Origin of the sequence: Paraburkholderia sp. SUR17, assembly GCF_029536165.1 — a bacterium.
In the GTDB taxonomy this organism is placed as follows: Bacteria; Pseudomonadota; Gammaproteobacteria; order Burkholderiales; family Burkholderiaceae; genus Paraburkholderia; species Paraburkholderia kururiensis.
The window spans coordinates 1,031,709-1,049,320 of record NZ_CP120508.1 but is presented as its reverse complement, the minus strand read 5'-3'; the positions used below and the strand labels follow the sequence as shown (position 1 = coordinate 1,049,320).

Below are 17,612 nucleotides of genomic sequence, written 5' to 3'. Positions count from 1 at the left end.
CTCGGTCACGCGCGCGTGGCCGAATTCGCATACCGAAACACGCCGCGCGAGCCATGGCCCCGAAGACGTCCGTGAGTTCCTTTTTCCGTCAGACCGGCCAGGGTGGCGAACCCGTCGCCTTCACGCCAGGCGCGCCGGCAGGCTCCCTGCCCTTGCCGCCTCAGCCGCCGCATCCGCTCACGCACCAGAACGCACCGGATGCACCGCATCACGACGACGACCACCCCGCGTCGCACCGCTACCGCACCATCTGGCTCTCCGACATCCATCTGGGTTCGAACGGCTGCCAGGCGCCCTATCTGCTCGACTTCCTGCGTCACAACGAGTCCGAATACCTCTATCTCGTGGGCGACATCATCGACGGCTGGCAGTTGAAGAAGGGCTGGTACTGGCCGCAGGCACACAACGACGTGGTGCAGAAGATCCTGCGCAAGGCGCGCAAGGGCACGCACGTGGTCTACATCCCCGGCAATCACGACGAAGGCGCGCGGCAATTCTGCGACCTCGCGTTCGGCGACATCCACGTGCGCGGCGAAGCATTCCACACGACCATCGCGGGCCAGCGCCTGTGGATCGTGCACGGCGACCTCTTCGACGGCGTGATCCAGCATGCGAAGTGGCTCGCCTACCTGGGCGACACGCTGTACACGCTGATCCTCGTGCTCAACCGCTGGTTCAACCGCATCCGCAGCCGGCTCGGCTTCCAGTACTGGTCGCTCTCGCAGTATCTGAAGCACCAGGTGAAGAACGCGGTGAACTTCATCTCGTCGTTCGAACGTGTGATGACCGAGGAAGCGCGCCGCCGAGGCTGCGACGGCGTGGTGTGCGGACACATTCACAAGGCCGAGATCCGCGACATCGACGGCGTGCTCTATTGCAACGACGGCGACTGGGTGGAGAGCCTCTCGGCGCTCGTCGAGACCTTCGAGGGCGAACTCAAGGTCATCTACTGGACCGTGATGCGCAGCCCGCAAGGCGTACCGGCGAAGACCGGCAAGGCGAAGGCCGCGGCATGACCCACGCGCCCCACGGGCACCCGCAGCAGCCACCACCGGCGCAGCACGCGCAAGACACTCGAGAGGGCCAGACACCGATGAAGATCATGATCGTGACGGACGCATGGGAGCCGCAGGTAAACGGCGTCGTGCGCACTTTGAAGAACACGACGCGCGAGCTCACCGCGCTCGGCCACCGCGTGGAGATCGTCACGCCGCTGGAGTTCCGTACGGTGCCGTGTCCCACCTACCCGGAAATCCGCCTGTCGCTGTTCCCGAAGGGCAAGCTGCACCGTCGCATCGACGACTTCGCACCCGACGCGCTGCACATCGCGACCGAAGGTCCGCTCGGCCTCGCAGCGCGCCGCTACGCGATCACGCATCGGCTGCCGTTCACGACCGCGTACCACACGCGCTTTCCCGAATACGTGCAGGCCCGCTTCGGCATTCCACTCGCGGCCACCTACCGCTTCCTGCACTGGTTCCACAAACCATCGCTTGCCGTGATGGCGCCTACGCCGGTCGTCAAGGCCGATCTCGAAAAATTCGGCTTCACGAACGTCGTGCTGTGGACGCGCGGCGTCGACCTCGACATCTTTCATCAGATGGACTCGAAGGTGCTCAACACGGCGCGGCCGATCTTCCTGTACGTCGGTCGTGTCGCCGTCGAAAAGAACGTCGAGGCATTTCTCAAGCTCGATCTGCCCGGCTCGAAGTGGGTGGCGGGCGAAGGTCCGGCGCTCGGCGAACTGAAGTCGCGCTACCCGCAGGCGAACTACCTCGGCGTGCTGAGCCAGGCCGAGCTCGCGAAAGTCTACGCGGCCGCCGACGTATTCGTGTTCCCGAGCCGCACCGACACGTTCGGCCTCGTGCTGCTCGAAGCGCTTGCATGCGGCACGCCGGTCGCGGCCTACCCGGTGACGGGGCCGATCGACGTGCTCGGCGACGGCGGCGCGGGCGCCATGAACGAAGACCTGCGCGAAGCCTGCCTCGAAGCGCTGAAGATCGACCGGAACGCGGCGCGCGCGTGGGCCGAGCGGTTCTCGTGGAGCGCCGCGTCGGCGCAGTTCGCGGCACACCTGAAACCGCTGCCGCGCGCGACCGTCGAGGAGCGCAGCGCCACCGCGTGACGGCGGCCCTGCTACTGCCGCCAACCTTCCACCATGCGACGACTTTCTCCTGTGCCTTCTCCCATGCCTTCTTCCGCAAGCGAGGAGCGCGAACGCGAGGCACCGGACGCCACGGCTGCCGCGGCCAATGCGGCGGCAGCTGACGCATCGGCCGGCCCCGGCGTTCGGCGTGACCCGCCGATGTCCGGCCGCAAGCCGGGTGGCGGCGAGCCCGGCGCGTATCATGCTGGGCAACCCGACCACGAGCACGCGCCCTCGCGGCACACCATGCGCCCCTCCCCCGCCCAGCCCGCCCACCGCGTAGAGGCTAACCACGCGGACCACGCCGAAATGCACGAGCCGCTCGGCCCCGACGATCCGCTCGCCCCGCTGCCATTCAACCCGTACAAGGGCAACCGCGGCGTGACGCGCGCGTGGCATGCGCTCAAGAACTCGCTGGCCGGCTTTCGCGTGGCCATCCGCGTGGAAAGCGCGTTTCGCCAGGAGCTCACGCTCGCCGCGATCCTGCTGCCCATCGGGCTGCTGGTGCCCGTCGAGCCGGTCGCGCGCGTGCTGTTGCTTGGCTCCGTGCTGCTGGTGCTGATCGTCGAGCTGCTCAATTCGAGTCTGGAAGCGGCCATCGACCGGATTTCGCTTGAGCGTCACGAGCTGTCGCGGCGCGCCAAGGACCTGGGCAGCGCCGCCGTGATGGTGGCGCTGTTCGTCTGCGTGATGACGTGGGTGCTGATCCTGGCCCCGCTCGTCGGCCCGCTGCTCTCGCGCTGGCTCGCGGCGCTGCCGTAGGCGAACGGTAGAAGGCGGGCCGAAGCGCCGCGCAAAAGTGGCGCAAAACGGTGGAAAAGACGCTCGCGTGCACCGGACGGCGCATCGCCGCACTGCGTGGGAACCCTGAGCTTCGGCGGGAAATGGTCGGTTTATAATCGAACGATAGTCTTAAAAAAGACCAACCGTGTCCGGGCGAGCCCCGCGCGAACGGCACGCCGCCGCGCGCCTGCCCGGCAAGAACCAGGGCCGGACGACATGGAAGCCAAACCTCCCCGCCGCACCCGTGAGCGGATTCTCGAGCTCTCTCTGAAACTCTTCAACGAGATCGGTGAACCGAACGTCACCACGACGACGATCGCCGAGGAAATGGAGATCAGTCCAGGCAACCTGTATTACCACTTCCGCAACAAAGACGACATCATCAACAGCATCTTCAGCCAGTTCGAGCAGGAGATCGAAAAGCGGCTGCGCTTTCCCGACGACCATCGGGTCACCATCGACGAAATGTGGTCGTACCTTCAGTACATGGTCGACTTCATGTGGCGCTACCGCTTCCTCTATCGCGACCTCAACGACCTGCTCGCGCGCAACCGCACGCTGGAGATGCACTTCAAGCAGATCATCAGCCACAAGGTGCGCTTCGCCGGCCAGTTCTGCGAGCAACTGGTCTCGGACGGCGAGATGGTCGCCACGCCCGACGAGATCAACGTCATCGGCACCAACATCGGGCTTATCGGCACCTACTGGCTGTCGTATCAGTTCGTGATGAACCCGCGCAAGTACAACGATCAGGAAGCGATCCGCGCCGAGCTGCACCAGGTGAGCGTGCAGATCGTGTCGCTGATGGCGCCATACCTGCGCGGCCGCTCGCGCCAGATTTTCGACGACCTCGTCTCGGGACGTCTGCCGCGGCGCGAGTTCTACGACTACCTGCCGCCACGCGAAAACGCGGCCGGCGGCGCATGACACCCATGGGCGCGGCGGCCGGCGCGGCCCGCCCGCTCGACGGCAACGAAAACAGGAACGTTCGGCAATGAAGTCGGTTTGTGTCTATTGCGGCTCCTCATTCGGTGTGAGGAACGATTATCGGGAAGCGGCGCGGGCGTTCGGCCGCGCGCTCGTGGAAGCGGATCTGGCGCTCGTCTACGGCGGCGGCAAGGTCGGCCTGATGGGCGCCATCGCCGACGAAGTGTTGGCCCAGGGCGGCCGCGCCATCGGCGTGATTCCGGAGCTGCTCGTCAACAAGGAAGTGGGCCACACGGGCCTTTCCGAACTGCACGTCGTGCCCGACATGCACCAGCGCAAGAAGATGATGGCCGACTTCGCCGACGCCTTCGTCGCGCTGCCCGGCGGCGCCGGCACGCTCGAGGAACTGTTCGAGGTATTCACGTGGGCGCAGCTCGGCTATCACCAGAAGCCGGTCGCGCTGCTCAACATTCAGGGGTTCTACGATCCGCTGATGGCGTTGCTCCGGCACACCGTGCAGGAAGGCTTCATGCGGCAGAACTGGCTCGACATCCTGCAGGTCGAAGCCGATCCGCATGCGCTGATCGCGAAACTGCAGCGCTACCAGCCGCCCGTCGCCGACAAATGGACGACGGCGCGCGAAGCCGTTTGAACCCGTCCGAAGCTTCTGCAATCACGCGATGTGACGTCGTGAACCTGACTGGCGGGAGGCCGCAATGTCGAAAGTCGTTCTGATCACGGGCGCGAGCCGCGGCATCGGCCGCGCGACGGCAAGACTGCTCGGCGCGCGGGGCTGGACCGTCGGGGTCAACTACGCCCACAACGAGGCCGCCGCCCAGGAAGTGGCGGCGGAGGTGGGCCGTGCAGGAGGCCACGCCCGCCTGATACGCGGCGACGTGGCGAACGAGGCCGACGTCATCGCCATGTTTGATACGCTCGAAAAGGCGTTCGGCCGCATCGATGCGCTCGTCAACAACGCAGGCATCGTCGCGCCCTCCCTGCCGCTCGCCGACATGAGCGCGGAGCGCCTGCGGCGCATGTTCGACGTCAACGTCTACGGCGCCTACCTCTGCGCGCGCGAAGCGGCGCGCCGCATGTCGAAGGACCGCGGCGGCGACGGCGGTGCGATCGTCAACGTGTCGTCGGCTGCGGCGCGCCTTGGCTCGCCGAACGAATACGTCGACTACGCAGGGTCGAAAGGCGCGGTCGACACCATGACCATCGGCCTCGCCAAGGAACTCGGGCCGCAAGGCGTGCGGGTCAACGCGGTGCGGCCTGGCCTGATCGACACCGACATTCACGCGAGCGGCGGACGCCCCGAGCGCGCCGCGGTGCTCGGCGCGCAGACGCCGCTAGGCCGGCCCGGCACCGCCGACGAGGTGGCCGAAGCCATCGTCTGGCTGCTCAGCGACGCCGCTTCCTACGTAACGGGCGCCCTGCTCGACGTCAGCGCCGGCCGCTGACGGGCTGCGTCACTCCACTGGCCTTTCACGACCGCGTCTTGCGCAAGCAGACGCGGTCTACGTGACCCTGTCTACGTGATCCGGTCTACGCGACCCGCTCCAATCGCCTCTCGCCGGCCTGCCTTCCCACCGTCGCTTGATTACGACTGTCCTTCGCTTTTCGTAACCTGCTGTAATAATCCCCCTATAGAATCGCGGGACAGTTTGTCCACCACGCGACACGGACCTGCGCGCCACACGCGCACCGCCGGTGGACAAGACCCTATGCACACAGCTCCTCGCCAAAGCAGCCGGGAGCGAGAGTGAGATCTTTAGATGCGTCAACCGAATCACCCCGTCGCCGGGCTTGTGGGAGGGCCAGCGGCGGGTACGCCCGATGCCGGCTCGCCGGCGTCCGGTCTGGCCGCAGCCGTCCTTCCGGTCGCGGCATCAACGGCCATGGCCCCCGAAGCGTCTGCCGGCACGCCATCCGCCGAAGGCACGGCGTCCCCCGTACGACCCATTGCGCTCGCCTCGCAAGGCGAAGCCGTCGCGCCCGTTCCTGCCGATCCACTCGGTCCGCCGCTCGCGCCCGCTTCGGGCACGCGGGCACTCGCATGGTCGCGTCGGCTGATCTGGCTCGTCGCCATTGCGCTCGTCTGCGCCTGGCTGCTGCCCGGCACGCTGGGCCACGACCCGTGGAAGCAGGACGAGACCTACACGTTCGGCATCGTCCAGCACATGCTGGAAACGGGCGACCTCGTCGTGCCGACCAACGCGGGACAGCCGTTCGTCGAAAAGCCGCCGCTCTACGACTGGGTCGCAGCGGGACTCGCGTGGAGCCTCGGACGGTATCTGCCCCTGCACGACGCGGCTCGCCTCGCGAGTGCGCTGTTCGCCGCGCTGGCGCTCTATTTCACGGCGCGCCTCGCGAAGCGCACGACCGGCGCCGCCCGCTGGCTCGACCTGCGCGTGATCGGTACGGTCGCGCTCTTTGCAGGCAGCCTCGTCGTCATCAAGCACGTTCACGACATGATGACCGACGTCGCGCTGATGGCCGGCGCGGCGATGGGTCTGTGCGGACTCTACGAGCTGGTGGTCGCGCATCTGGCCACGCATCTGGCCCCGCATCTGGCCACCCGCGCGGCCAATCAGGCGCAAACGAACGGCGGCACAGCCACGGCCGGGGTACAGACAGAAGCACGGACAAAGACATGGTCGCAACCCGACACGCAGACCAACACGCGCGTGCCCGCCGCCCTGCTCGGCGCAGGCGTGGGCATCACGCTGATGACCAAGGGACTGTTCCTGCCACTCGTGTTCGGCGCCACCGTCTGCGGCGTGCTCGCGCTCTATCCGGCCTGCCGCAGCCGCGCGTTCATGCGCTCGCTTGCCGTAGCCGCGCTGGTGTGCGCGCCGTTCGCGCTGATCTGGCCGGTCTGTTTCTATCTGCGCTCCGAGGCGCTCTTCAAGGTCTGGTTCTGGGACAACAACGTCGGCCGCTTCCTCGGTTTTTCGGTGCCCGAACTGGGCTCGGAAAACGACGGACATCTGTTCGCCCTGCGCGCGCTGCTCACGGCGGGCTTCCCGGCGGGGCCGCTCGCCTTCGTCGCGCTGGCAACGGGCACCTGGCGGCGTTGGCGCGAGCCCCAGGTGGCGCTGCCCACGCTTTTCGCAGGCGTCGGCGTGGCCGTGCTGCAGACGTCGGCCACGGTGCGCGTGCTGTACATCCTGCCGTTCATGCCGGCGCTCGCGGTGCTCGCCGCCGACGGCATCCGCCGGCTGCCCGCGCGTCTTGCCGTGATCTGGGACATGACGGGCCGCGTGCTGTTCGGCTCCCTCGTGCTGCTCGCGTGGATCATCTGGTCGACGATGACGGGCCCGGTCGGCACGCACGCCTCGCTCGCACGGCTCGGCCGCTGGCTGCCGCTCGACTGGACGATGCCGGTGCGACCGACGCTCGTCGCCGCCGGCATCGCGCTGACCGCGGGCTGGCTCTGGCTGCTGCCCGCGCTCAAGCACAGCGGCCGCTGGCGCGGCGCGCTCAGCTGGTGCCTCGGCGCAACCGCCGTGTGGGGGCTCATCAGCACGCTGCTGCTGCCGTGGCTCGATGAAGCAAAGAGCTACCGCTCGGTGTTCGAAGACCTCTCGGCGCATCTCGCCGTCGAATGGAACGAGGGCGACTGCATGGCGAGCAGCGGGCTCGGCGAATCCGAAGCGCCCATGCTGTATTACTTCGCGGGCATCGAACACGTGCCCACCGACCCGGCGACCACCGAGTGCACGTGGCTCATCGTGGAGAGCCGCAGGAACGACGCGCGCTCGCCCGGCGACGACTGGCAGCTGTTCTGGTCGGGCGCGCGTCCCGGCGATACGGACGAACTGCTGCGCGTGTTCGTGCGCACGCCCGATGCGATGCCGCCACTCGATTGAATATCGTTTGAGCCCAGTGTGAAGCGCTGCTGGCCCGCGAATCCGCCACCGCGGACCACTACCACCGCAAACCCGCCGAAACCCCTAAAACGAAGACCCCGGCTCGCGCAGGAACGCCTCTTCCTCCTGCGTGGAGGGCCGCGCGAGCACCGCATTCCGATGCGGATAGCGCCTGAAGCGCTCGATCACCTGCGCGTGCCGCACCGCGTACCGGTAGTAGTCGTCACCGCCGGGTTCGTCGGCGAGCGCGCGAAAGAGCCGCAGCGATTCGTGCTGGCTCGCCTCCGACTCGTCGTGCTCGAACGGCAGGTACGCAAACGCGCGGTGATGCACGCTGGGCAGCAGACGGTCCGCGCCGCTCGCCACCATCTGCCGCGCGACAGCGAGCGCCTTTGGATCGCCCGCGAATGCGTGCGGCGTGCCGCGATGGCAGTTGCGCGAAAACTGGTCGAGCACGATGACGAGCGCCAATGCGCCGGGCGCCGTGGCGGTCCACGCATCGAGCGCGCCTTCGCGGCCCAGCACGATCAGTTCGCCGAAGCGCTCGCGAAGCTCGCTGTCGAACGCTTCGTCGCGTGCGAACCAGATCTTTCGCTTCGCGCCGTAGCCGGGCGAATCCGGCTCGCCGAACCAGAAGTCGAGCACCGCCTTCGCGCGGGCATCGAGCTGCGCGTAATCGCGGCTCCAGTCGCTGCCTGCTGCGACTGACGCGCTCATGCGAACTCCAGCACGAGCCGCCGCGTACGCGCGCTCTTCTTTTCGAGCTTCGCCACGCGCAGCGCGCCGATCTCGCTCGTATTGCGCACGTGCGTGCCGCCGCAGGGCTGAACGTCTACGTCTTCGATGCGCAGCAGCCGCACGCGGCCCAGTCCCATGGGCGGCTTCACGCTCATCGTGCGCACCAGTTCGGGACGCTGCTGCATTTCGTCGTCGGTGATCCAGACGGTGGCCACCGCATGCGAGCCTTCCACCAGGTCGCCCAGGCGCGCCTCCACCCTGTCGCGTTCGATCGGCTCCACGGTCGCGAAGTCGAGCCGCGCGTAGTCCGCCGTGATGCTGCAACCATCCACGGGATACGGCAGCACCGCGCACATCAGGTGGCTCGCGGTATGCAGGCGCATGTGCCGGTAACGGCGCGCCCAGTCGATCTCCGCGCGCACGCGTTCGCCCACACGCAGGCGCGCAAGCAGCGCCTCCTGTTCCGGCGCGGGCACGTGGACGGCATCGTCCGGTGTGGCGCCTTCGAATTTCGCCTTGCGCGTGTCCGCAATCGCGATGCGCGTGCCGTCTTCGAGCGTGAGCGCGCCCGTGTCGCCCGCCTGGCCGCCGCCGAGCGGATAGAACACCGTCTGGTCGAGATGAATGCCCTGCTCGTCGATCGCGGTGATCAACGCGTCGCATTGCGTGAGATAAGCGTCGTCGCGAAAGAGCGCCTTCGTGGTCATGATCGTTTCCTGTCGGTTTCGTGGGGCTTCATGGAGGCGGGGGGCGCTCAAGGTGCCATAAAGGTGCCATAAGCGTGCGACTTGCGTACCACCGGCGCGCCACACCAACCATGCGGCATGGCGGCCATTATTGCGTCGCCCGCGCTGCGGGGGACAGGCCGCCTCCAGGCCAACTGTCACCGGACTGTACTGGTCCGACGAACAGGCCAGCACTGAACCGCCGGCGCAGCGTGCCATCAGCCAGGACCTCAGCCTGCACATCAACCAGCACATCAACCCGGAGATCAGCCCGGACGGTTGCGCATCCAGTCGGCGGTCTCGAAAAACGAATGCAGCAGACGCTCGCGCAGCGGCTCGGGCAAACCGACGTCCTCCATCGCCCAGGCCATGCAGCGCAGCCACTGGTCGCGCTCGTCCGATGCGATGGCGTACGGCAGATGCCGCGCGCGCAGCCGCGGATGCCCGAAGCGGCTGATGTAATGGTCGGGGCCGCCCAGCCAGCCGCAGAGGAACCAGAAGAGCTTGTCGCGCGAGCCGTCGAGCGTCGGCGGATGCAGCGCGCGCAGGCCCGCGAATTCGGCTTCGAGATCCATCAGGTCATAGAAGCGGTCGACGAGTTCGCGCACGCGCGCCTCGCCGCCCACGAGTTCGAAGGCCGTGGGTTGGGTCGGCGCTTCGTCGTTCGGATCGGTCATACGGTCAAGAAAGGAAGTCGGAAAAAAATGCGGGCGGGAAAGCACGGCCTCATTGACGAGGCTTCAATGAGGCCGCATCGATGCGGCCGCATCACGCTCCCGATGCATCGCGTCTCACGCATCCCGCAGCGATTGCAGCGCGGGCCGCGCCAGTACGTTGCGCAGGCTCAGCCAGCCGCCCACCGCCGCGCACGCCACGCCGGCCACCACGCCGGCCGGCAGCAGCCACGGGTCGAAGGCGAGATAGAAGTCGAACACGCGCGTGGCGAGCACCACGCCCACGGCCTGCGCGCCTGCCGCGCCCATGAGCCCCGCGAGCGCGCCCACCACGGCGAATTCGGCGAACTGCACCGTGAGCACCTGGCGGTGCGAGGCCCCCAGCGCGCGCAGCAGCGCGGATTCTCGCACACGTTCGTCGCGGGTTCCGGCAAGCGCCGCGTACAGCACGAGCAGCCCCGCCCCCAGCGTGAACGCGAACAGAAACTGCACGGCGCCGATCACCTGGCCGATCACGCGCTGCACCTGCGAGAGGATGGGCGCGGTGTCGATGGCGGTGACGTTCGGATACGCGGCAACGAGTCCGTCGATCACGCCGCGCTGCTCGCGCGGCACGTGAAAGCTCGTGATGAACATCGACGGAAAATCCTGCAGCAGCGCGGGCGGCATCAGCACGAAGAAGTTCACCTTGAACGACCCCCAGTCGAGCTTGCGCGTGCTCGTGATGGGCGCATCGACAGTCATGCCCGTCACGTCGAAGCGCAGCGTATCGCCGGGCTTCACGTTGAGGATTTTGGCGAGCCCCTGCTCCATGGAAAGCTGTGGCGCCTTCGAGTCGCCATACCACTTGCCCGCTTCGATGCGATTGTCGTCGGGCAGCTTCGTCGTGTACGAGAGGTTAAATTCGCGGTCAACGAGGCGCCGCGCGTCTTCGCTCTTGTAGCTGTCCGGATTGACCGGCTTGCCGTTGATGGCGACGAGCCGCGCGCGCACCATCGGTTCGAGCGTCACGTCGGCAAAGCCGCGCGCCTTCAGGTAGTCGAGCACGCCTGCGCGCTGGTCGGGCTGAATGTCGATGATGAATTCGTTCGGTGCGTCGGGCGGCGTCGATTTGCGCCAGCCGTCGATCAGGTCGTTGCGCGTCATCGCGATGAGCAGCAGGCACATCAGCCCGATGCCGAGCGCCGTGATCTGCAGTGCGCTCGCGCCCGCCCGCCGCTCCAGCGAAGCCAGCGCATAACGCCAGCCGACGCTCGCGTTCACGCGCTCGCTGCGCGCCACGTGCGCGGCGGCCCAGAGCGCGAGCCGCGCGACGACGGAGAACAGCAGCAGCCCGCCCGCGAAGCCGCCCGCCACGATGCCGCCCAGTTTGAGTTCGCCCGCCGCGAGCACGAGCAGGCCGGCGAAGAGCGCGATGCCGAACGCGTAAGCGGCCCACGCCGTGCGCCCCGCCTCGCCCCACTCGCGACGCAGCACTCGCACCGGCGGCACGCGCGTGAGCGGCAACAGCGGCGGCAGTGCGAAGCCGAGCAGCAGCACGAGGCCGGCCGCCAGCCCTTCGAGCGCGGGCCACACACGCGGATACGGCAGCGCGACGTCGATCAGACTGCCGAGCCACGCGAGCAAAGCGAGGTGTCCGCCGAAACCGAGCGCGAGGCCCGCGATGCCGCCCACGAGTCCCACCGTCAGGAACTCGAGCGTGAACAGCACGCGCAACGTGCGTTGGCTCACGCCGAGGCAGCGCATCTGCGCGCAGCTGTCCAGATGGCGGCGCGTGTAGCGGTGCGCGGTCATGGCGATGGCGACCGCCGCGAGCAAGGCCGTGAGCAGCGCGACGAGCGTGAGGAAGTGGCCCGCGCGATCGAGCGTCTGCCGCACCTGCGGCTGCCCGTCCTGCAACGATTCGAGCGCGACGCCGCGCATCTTGCCGCCGTCCACGCGCGCATGGGCCCACCCGGCAAAACGCGCCACGGCGGCATCGGGCCCCGCTACGAGCAGCCGCCAGGTGACCCGGCTGCCGTAGCCGATCAGGCCGGTGGACGAAAGCTCGTCGGCGCGCATCATGAGACGCGGCGAGAAATTGACGAACGAGAAGCCGCGATCCAGCTCGCGGGTAATCATCGCGGCCACCTTGAAGGTGCGCCCGCCCACCAGCACCGTGTCGCCCACGCGCAGCTTGAGCGTATCGAGCAGTTGTTCGTCCACCCAGACGGTGCCGGGCGCGGGGATGCCGGTTGCGGCGTGATCCGGCGCATTAGGCCCGGACGCGATGCGCAGCGCGCCGCGCAACGGATATCCCGGCGAGACGGCCTTCACGGCGGAGAGGCGTGCGAGGGTGGGCGCAGGCTGGGCGGCCTCGACTGCCGGTTGCGACTGAGGAGCGTCGCCGCCCGGCTGCGCGCGCGTCGCGGCCGCAGCCGGGCCTGAGCCCAAAGTTGAGCCCAAAGTTGAGCCCAAAGTTGAGCCCAAAGTTGAGCCCGAAGTTGAGCCCGAAGCCTCGCCCGTAGGTGCAGCCGCCCCCGACGCCGAAGCCGCACCGCCGCTCACCATCGTCGGAAAAATCGCTGTCGATGCGGTACGCAAGCCGAGCGTCTCTGCCTCGCGGGCGAATTGGGGATCGACGGGATGGTCGGCGCGCACGATGAAGTCGGCCGCGATCATTTGTCGCGCGTCGCGTTCGAGCCCTTGTTGCAGCCGGTCAGCGAGAAAGCCGACGCTCGAAAGCGCGGTGACGGCCAGCACCAGCGCGAGCGCAAGCATGGTCAGTTCGCCCGCGCGCCAGTCGCGGGCCGTCATGCGCGCGGCCTGGCGGACCACGTCGAACCATCGGTAGCGGCGCGACGCCGCGTCTTTCGGCAGGCTTGCCTCGACCTTCTGTGCTTCGCTCAATCGTGTCGGCTCCTCAACGTTCCGAAACGCGACACCATATGCGTCGCCATCCCCCTGAAACCGCCCTGCACGCCGCGCCACAGCCGCGGCAACGCCCACAGCGCCACGGCGAGGAAGCCCGCAAGCAGCACCAGAAAGAGCAGCGGCACGAAGAGCGCGAGCAGCACGCCCGTGAACGTGAGGCCGTCTTCGGCCGTGGAGGTCACGACGTTCGACACCGGTTCCGGCGAAAGATTGATCAGTGCGCGCGTGCCCGCCTTGGCGAGATGGGTCGTGCCGGCAAGCGTGCCGCCCGCGAGCGCCGCCACCGTGAGCAGCGCCGGGTCGGCGTGACCGAGCGCGCCCGCCGCGAGCACCGCGCCCGCGGGAATGCGGATGAAGGTGTGCACGGCGTCCCAGAGCGAATCGAAGGCAGGAATCTTGTCGGCGAGAAATTCAGCGATGGTCAGCACGGCCGCCGCCGTCAGCACCCAGGGCGAAGCGAGCACCGCGAGCGTGTCGGGCAGATGGATGAAGCCGAGGCGCTCCAGAACGCCCGCAATCAGCACCGTGAGATAGAGGCGCAAGCCGCTGCCCCAGGCAAGGCCTGCTGCCAGCGATAGTGGTTCAAGCATTGCCCCCTCCTTGCGCGCGGCCGGCGCGGCTGCGGCTGTTCGCGAGCGCGTCCTCGAATGGAGCGGACCGGCCAATCGAGGCGGGGCGTCGCGTATCAATCGCGTATCAATCGGGTGTCAATTGGGCCTCACGCAGGGCCTCAAGCGGGGCATCAAGGATGCATCGGACGCGCATCAAGCGCGTATCGAACCGCCGAACCCGCGCCGCATGGGGCGCGAGCCAATTTCAAGACCGGATCGCTGCATTATAGCCACGGACATTCGCGTTCCGCCGCGTGGTTGCGCGAACCCGCTGCGGCCTCAGCTCGTGCCGATGAGCCGATACCCCACGCCCGTCTCGGTGACGATGTGCTCGGGCTGGGCGGGATCGCGTTCCAGCTTCTGGCGCAGGTGTGCCATGTAGATGCGCAGGTAGTGGCTGCTCTCCACGTGCGACGGCCCCCAGACGTCGCGCAGCAGTTGCCGGTGGGTCAGCACGCGGCCGGCGTGGCGCACCAGCGTGGCGAGCAACCGGTACTCGATGGGCGTGAGATGCACGGGCGCCCCGTCGCGCGAGACCTGGCGTAGCGCAAGGTCCACGGTCACGCCGCCGAAGTGGACCTGCGGCGTTTCGTTCGAGCCGCCGTGGTTGCGGCGGCGCAGATGCGCGCGAATCCGCGCGAGCAGTTCGGAGACGCCGAACGGCTTCGTGAGGTAGTCGTCGGCGCCCGCGTCGAGTGCGGCCACCTTCTCGCTTTCCTGACTGCGCGCCGAGAGCACGATCACGGGCAGGTCGCTCCAGCCCCGCAGCTCGCGGATCACGTCGAGCCCATCGGTGTCGGGCAGCCCGAGGTCCACGATCACGAGGTCGGGCTTGCGCGTGGCTGCCTCCACGAGACCCTGGCGGCCCGTGTCGGCGTCGTGCACGGCGATGCCTTCGGCTTCCAGGGTCGCGCGCACGAAGCGGCGAATCTGCTTTTCGTCTTCGATCAGGACGACGGTGATGCGCGGCTCGTTCATGAGTGAGAGTGGGGAGAGGGCGTGGGCCCCGAAAGCGGGTCCGGTCGGTCCGGCCGGTCCAGGTTGGGCGAGCGGTCGGCGGCGGGCGATGCAGCCCCGGCGCCGGAGGCCGTAGTATCGCCCGGCACGGGGCCAGATGGCGAGGCAGAAGACGAACCCCCGGGCATCTCCGTGGGCGGCGCGGCGGATCGGGTTTGCTCAGCGGCTTGTTCTGTGCCGCCGCCCGTCGCCGGGGCAGCGGCTTCACCGGCGCGAGGCCCGTGCGTTTGCTGTGTTGCTTCGCGAAGCGCTTCCTGAGTGGCTTCCTGAGTGGCTTCCTGAGTGGCTTCCTGAGTGGCTGCCTGAGTGGCTGCCTGAGTGGCTGCCCGAGTCGCTTCCTGCACCGTTTCCCGAACGACCTCCTGCCCCGCCTCTTCCGCCTCTTCCGCCTCTTCCGCCTCCATCGTCGCGGGCGGCGTCTCCACCGGCAGCGTGAACCAGAAGCGCGCGCCTTCCACATGGCCGTCCGGGGCAAGCCGGTTGAACGCGCCGATCGCGCCACCGTGCGCCTCCACGATCGCGCGGCAGATCGCAAGCCCGAGCCCGATGCCCGGCTTCGCCGACTCTTTCTCGCCGCGCGTGAACTTCTCGAACACGCGCGCTTCCATGCCCACGGGCAGCCCCGGCCCCGCGTCGTCCACCGTCACGCGCACGAACGGCCGGCCGCCCTCCTCGATGCGCTCGGCGCCGATCACGAGCGGCGTATCGAGCGGCGTGTACTTCGCCGCGTTCTCGAAGAGGTTCGAGAAGAGCCGCTCCATCAGCACGGCATCGAGCTGCAGGAGCGGCAGGTCAGCCGGCAGCTTCGTCTGCACAGGATGCCGTTGCAACACGCGGCGGCACGCACGCAGCGCAGCGCCCACGGTCTCTTCGAGCAGCGTCCACTGGCGGTTCAGATTGAGGCTGCCCGCCTGCAGCCGCGCCATGTCGAGCAGGTTCGTGACGATGCCCGTCATGCGCAGCGCCTCGTCGTGAATCGCTTCCACGAGTTCGCCGGACTTCTCGGCGCGCGGGTCGGCGGCATGGGCCACATCAGGCATATCGCCGCCAACGCCCGCCTCATGCATCTGCGCGAGCATCGACGAAAAGCCGACGATTGCCGTGAGCGGCGTGCGCAGGTCGTGCGAGATCGCCGAGAGCAGCGAGTTGCGCAGCCGCTCCGACTCCATGTTCACGAGCGCGTCGCGGGCAATTTCCACGTAGTGCACGCGCTCCACGGCGAGTGCGATCTGCGCGGCGAACGCTTCCAGCATGCGCTGCTGTTCGGGCACGTCGAGTTCGTGTGCATCGTGCGTTTCCACCGCGAGCACGCCCCGCGTGCGCATGGGCGCCTTCAGCGGCAGATACAGCGCGCGGGCCGCGGGCAACGTGTCGGTGCCGCGTCCGGCCGGCTGCTGCTGGTCGTACACCCACTGCCCCACGTCGATGTCGAGCGCCTCGCCTTCCAGCATGATGGCCGGGTCCGGCTCTTCCACCTTCTGCTGCAGCTTGTCCTGGCTGTCGGGCAAAAGCAGCGCCACGCGCGCGCGGAACACCTCGCTCACATGCCGGCTGCCGATGGCCACGATCTGCTCCATCGTGAGCGCCGCCGCCAGTTCGCGCGCCATCGCGTACATGGCGCCGGTGCGCTGTTCGCGACGCTGGGCAACCGCCGCCTCGCGACTCAGGCTCGACGTGAGATGGCTGATCACGAGCGACGTGAGCAGCATGCCGAGAAAGGTCAGCAGGTACTGCGTGTCCGACACCGAAAACGACATGCGCGGCGGCACGAAGAAGAAGTCGAACGCCGCGACGCTCGCGAACGAGAGCAGCACGCCCGGCCCGCGGCCCAGCTTCGCCGCCGCGAAAATCACACCGAGCAGATACAGCATCACGAGGTTCGTGAGGTCGATGTGCGTCCTCAACTGGCTCGCCACCGCCGTGATGGCCACGCAGATGGCGAACGCGATCGCATACGCGCGCGGCGGCGAGCGGCGCTCGCGTGCCGCCGAGAGCGCGTCGCGCCAAGCGCTGGCGAGCGTGTCGGGGTGCGCGTCGCGGTCGCGGCCATGTTCGTCAGCAGCGGCGCGGATCAGCGTGAGATCGAGGTCGCCTGCGCGTTCCGAAAGACGTTCGCCGAACGGCCGCCGCAGCCGGCGCGAGAAGCCCGAACGCAGCGAGCCGCCCGCTACCAGCTTCGAGACGTTGCGTACGCGCGCGTAGCCGAGCAGCGTATCCACGGCGTCGTCACCGGCGAGCGTGACCGTTTCGGCGCCGAGGTCCGCCGCGAGCTTGAGCGCGGCAAGCGTGCGTTCGCGGCGCGCGTCGGGCAGCCGTTGCAGCTTCGGCGTTTCCACATAGACGGCGATCCAGTCGGCCTTCAGGCTCGCCGCAAGACGCGCCGCGCCGCGCACGAGCGTGGGCGCCTCCGGCCCCGGCCCGATGCACACCAGCAGACGTTCGCGCGCCTGCCAGATGCGCTGGATGGAGCGGTCGGCGCGGTACTCGCGCATCTGCGCATCCACGCGGTCGGCCGTGCGGCGCAGTGCGAGTTCGCGCAGCGCGATCAGGTTGCCCTTGCGAAAGAAGTTGCGCACCGCGCGTTCGGCCTGCGCGGGCATGTACACCTTGCCGTCGCGCATGCGGTCCAGCAGTTCCTCGGCGGGCAGGTCCACGAGCGTGACTTCGTCCGCGCGGTCGAACACGCGGTCGGGCACGGTCTCCCAGACGCGGATGCCGGTGATCTGCCCGATCACGTCGTTGAGGCTTTCCAGGTGCTGAACGTTGACCGTCGTATAGACGTCGATGCCCGCGTCGAGCAGTTCGTAGACGTCCTGCCAGCGCTTGAGGTGACGCGCGCCCTGCACGTTCGAATGCGCGAGTTCGTCCACCAGCACAAGCTGCGGCTTGCGTGCGAGCGCGGCGTCCAGATCGAACTCGCCGAGCGTGCGGCCGCGGTACTCGATCTGCTGGAGCGGCAGCACGTCGAGCCCTTCCGTCAGCGCGGCGGTTTCGTGGCGCCCGTGCGTTTCCACGATGCCCACTACGACGTCAGCGCCCTCCTCTTTGCGCCGACGCGCCGCCTGAAGCATGGCGTACGTCTTGCCGACGCCCGCCGACGCGCCGAAGAACACCTTCAGCTTGCCGCGCTGGCGCTTCTCTTCGTCGCGCTGCAGGCGGTCGAGCAGTTCGTCGGGATCGGGTCGGTTCATACGCGAGGGAGG

At 68.2% G+C, this 17,612-nt stretch carries 14 protein-coding genes; 7 read left to right on the top strand and 7 right to left on the bottom strand.

Annotated features, from left to right (window positions below):
* The first annotated feature begins 53 nt into the window (after positions 1-53).
* The 7 genes from P2869_RS04695 to P2869_RS04665 all read left to right on the top strand — a co-directional run bounded on the left by P2869_RS04695 (position 54) and on the right by P2869_RS04665 (position 7,731).
* On the top strand, positions 54-1,016 hold the full coding sequence (locus P2869_RS04695; RefSeq protein ID WP_277597610.1) for a UDP-2,3-diacylglucosamine diphosphatase: 963 nt from the start codon (positions 54-56) through the stop codon (positions 1,014-1,016).
* Between the two features lie 77 nt (positions 1,017-1,093).
* Positions 1,094-2,125: a glycosyltransferase family 1 protein gene (locus tag P2869_RS04690; protein ID WP_126878502.1), complete on the top strand. Its 1,032-nt coding sequence runs from the start codon at positions 1,094-1,096 to the stop codon at positions 2,123-2,125.
* Positions 2,126-2,188: 63 nt separating this feature from the next.
* Complete coding sequence (locus P2869_RS04685) at positions 2,189-2,908, top strand: diacylglycerol kinase (RefSeq protein ID WP_277597609.1); 720 nt, start codon at positions 2,189-2,191, stop codon at positions 2,906-2,908.
* A 237-nt stretch (positions 2,909-3,145) separates the two neighbouring features.
* Positions 3,146-3,856 carry a TetR/AcrR family transcriptional regulator gene (locus P2869_RS04680; RefSeq protein ID WP_017774384.1) on the top strand — a complete coding sequence of 237 codons (711 nt, stop codon included), beginning with the start codon at positions 3,146-3,148 and terminating at the stop codon, positions 3,854-3,856.
* 67 nt (positions 3,857-3,923) lie between these two features.
* Positions 3,924-4,508: a TIGR00730 family Rossman fold protein gene (locus P2869_RS04675; RefSeq protein WP_277597608.1), complete on the top strand. Its 585-nt coding sequence runs from the start codon at positions 3,924-3,926 to the stop codon at positions 4,506-4,508.
* Between the two features lie 64 nt (positions 4,509-4,572).
* The gene (locus P2869_RS04670; RefSeq protein WP_277597607.1) at positions 4,573-5,319 is read left to right on the top strand and encodes an SDR family oxidoreductase; all 747 of its coding nucleotides are present in this window, start codon (positions 4,573-4,575) and stop codon (positions 5,317-5,319) included.
* 438 nt (positions 5,320-5,757) lie between these two features.
* On the top strand, positions 5,758-7,731 hold the full coding sequence (locus tag P2869_RS04665; protein ID WP_277597606.1) for a glycosyl transferase: 1,974 nt from the start codon (positions 5,758-5,760) through the stop codon (positions 7,729-7,731).
* An 84-nt stretch (positions 7,732-7,815) separates the two neighbouring features.
* On the opposite strand, the gene P2869_RS04660 is transcribed toward P2869_RS04665, so the two are convergent.
* The 7 genes from P2869_RS04660 to P2869_RS04630 form a co-directional block, all read right to left on the bottom strand.
* Entirely contained in the window at positions 7,816-8,448 is a 633-nt protein-coding gene (locus P2869_RS04660; protein ID WP_277597605.1) for a DUF924 family protein, read from the bottom strand.
* Complete coding sequence (locus P2869_RS04655) at positions 8,445-9,176, bottom strand: alanyl-tRNA editing protein (protein ID WP_277597604.1); 732 nt, start codon at positions 9,174-9,176, stop codon at positions 8,445-8,447. Before P2869_RS04655 ends, P2869_RS04660 begins: the two co-directional genes overlap by 4 nt.
* 284 nt (positions 9,177-9,460) lie before the next feature.
* Positions 9,461-9,871 carry a group II truncated hemoglobin gene (locus P2869_RS04650; RefSeq protein ID WP_277597603.1) on the bottom strand — a complete coding sequence of 137 codons (411 nt, stop codon included), beginning with the start codon at positions 9,869-9,871 and terminating at the stop codon, positions 9,461-9,463.
* A gap of 114 nt (positions 9,872-9,985) precedes the next feature.
* Positions 9,986-12,664, bottom strand: coding sequence for an FtsX-like permease family protein (locus P2869_RS04645; protein WP_277598053.1), 2,679 nt, complete (start codon positions 12,662-12,664; stop codon positions 9,986-9,988).
* A gap of 89 nt (positions 12,665-12,753) precedes the next feature.
* Complete coding sequence (locus P2869_RS04640; RefSeq protein WP_017774376.1) at positions 12,754-13,371, bottom strand: DUF4126 domain-containing protein; 618 nt, start codon at positions 13,369-13,371, stop codon at positions 12,754-12,756.
* A gap of 300 nt (positions 13,372-13,671) precedes the next feature.
* Entirely contained in the window at positions 13,672-14,370 is a 699-nt protein-coding gene (gene kdpE / locus P2869_RS04635) for a two-component system response regulator KdpE (RefSeq protein WP_042301897.1), read from the bottom strand.
* Positions 14,367-17,600: a sensor histidine kinase KdpD gene (locus P2869_RS04630; protein WP_277597602.1), complete on the bottom strand. Its 3,234-nt coding sequence runs from the start codon at positions 17,598-17,600 to the stop codon at positions 14,367-14,369. Before P2869_RS04630 ends, kdpE begins: the two co-directional genes overlap by 4 nt.
* Between the last annotated feature and the right edge of the window lie 12 nt (positions 17,601-17,612).

Coding starts and splice junctions, on each gene's coding strand:
- P2869_RS04670 (WP_277597607.1), top strand. CDS start 4,573: ATGTCGAAAGTCGTTCTGATCACGGGCGCGAGCCGCGGCATCGGCCGC.
- kdpE (WP_042301897.1), bottom strand. CDS start 14,370: ATGAACGAGCCGCGCATCACCGTCGTCCTGATCGAAGACGAAAAGCAG.
- P2869_RS04690 (WP_126878502.1), top strand. CDS start 1,094: ATGAAGATCATGATCGTGACGGACGCATGGGAGCCGCAGGTAAACGGC.
- P2869_RS04660 (WP_277597605.1), bottom strand. CDS start 8,448: ATGAGCGCGTCAGTCGCAGCAGGCAGCGACTGGAGCCGCGATTACGCG.
- P2869_RS04655 (WP_277597604.1), bottom strand. CDS start 9,176: ATGACCACGAAGGCGCTCTTTCGCGACGACGCTTATCTCACGCAATGC.
- P2869_RS04650 (WP_277597603.1), bottom strand. CDS start 9,871: ATGACCGATCCGAACGACGAAGCGCCGACCCAACCCACGGCCTTCGAA.
- P2869_RS04665 (WP_277597606.1), top strand. CDS start 5,758: ATGGCCCCCGAAGCGTCTGCCGGCACGCCATCCGCCGAAGGCACGGCG.
- P2869_RS04675 (WP_277597608.1), top strand. CDS start 3,924: ATGAAGTCGGTTTGTGTCTATTGCGGCTCCTCATTCGGTGTGAGGAAC.
- P2869_RS04685 (WP_277597609.1), top strand. CDS start 2,189: ATGCCTTCTTCCGCAAGCGAGGAGCGCGAACGCGAGGCACCGGACGCC.
- P2869_RS04695 (WP_277597610.1), top strand. CDS start 54: ATGGCCCCGAAGACGTCCGTGAGTTCCTTTTTCCGTCAGACCGGCCAG.
- P2869_RS04630 (WP_277597602.1), bottom strand. CDS start 17,600: ATGAACCGACCCGATCCCGACGAACTGCTCGACCGCCTGCAGCGCGAC.
- P2869_RS04680 (WP_017774384.1), top strand. CDS start 3,146: ATGGAAGCCAAACCTCCCCGCCGCACCCGTGAGCGGATTCTCGAGCTC.
- P2869_RS04640 (WP_017774376.1), bottom strand. CDS start 13,371: ATGCTTGAACCACTATCGCTGGCAGCAGGCCTTGCCTGGGGCAGCGGC.
- P2869_RS04645 (WP_277598053.1), bottom strand. CDS start 12,664: ATGACGGCCCGCGACTGGCGCGCGGGCGAACTGACCATGCTTGCGCTC.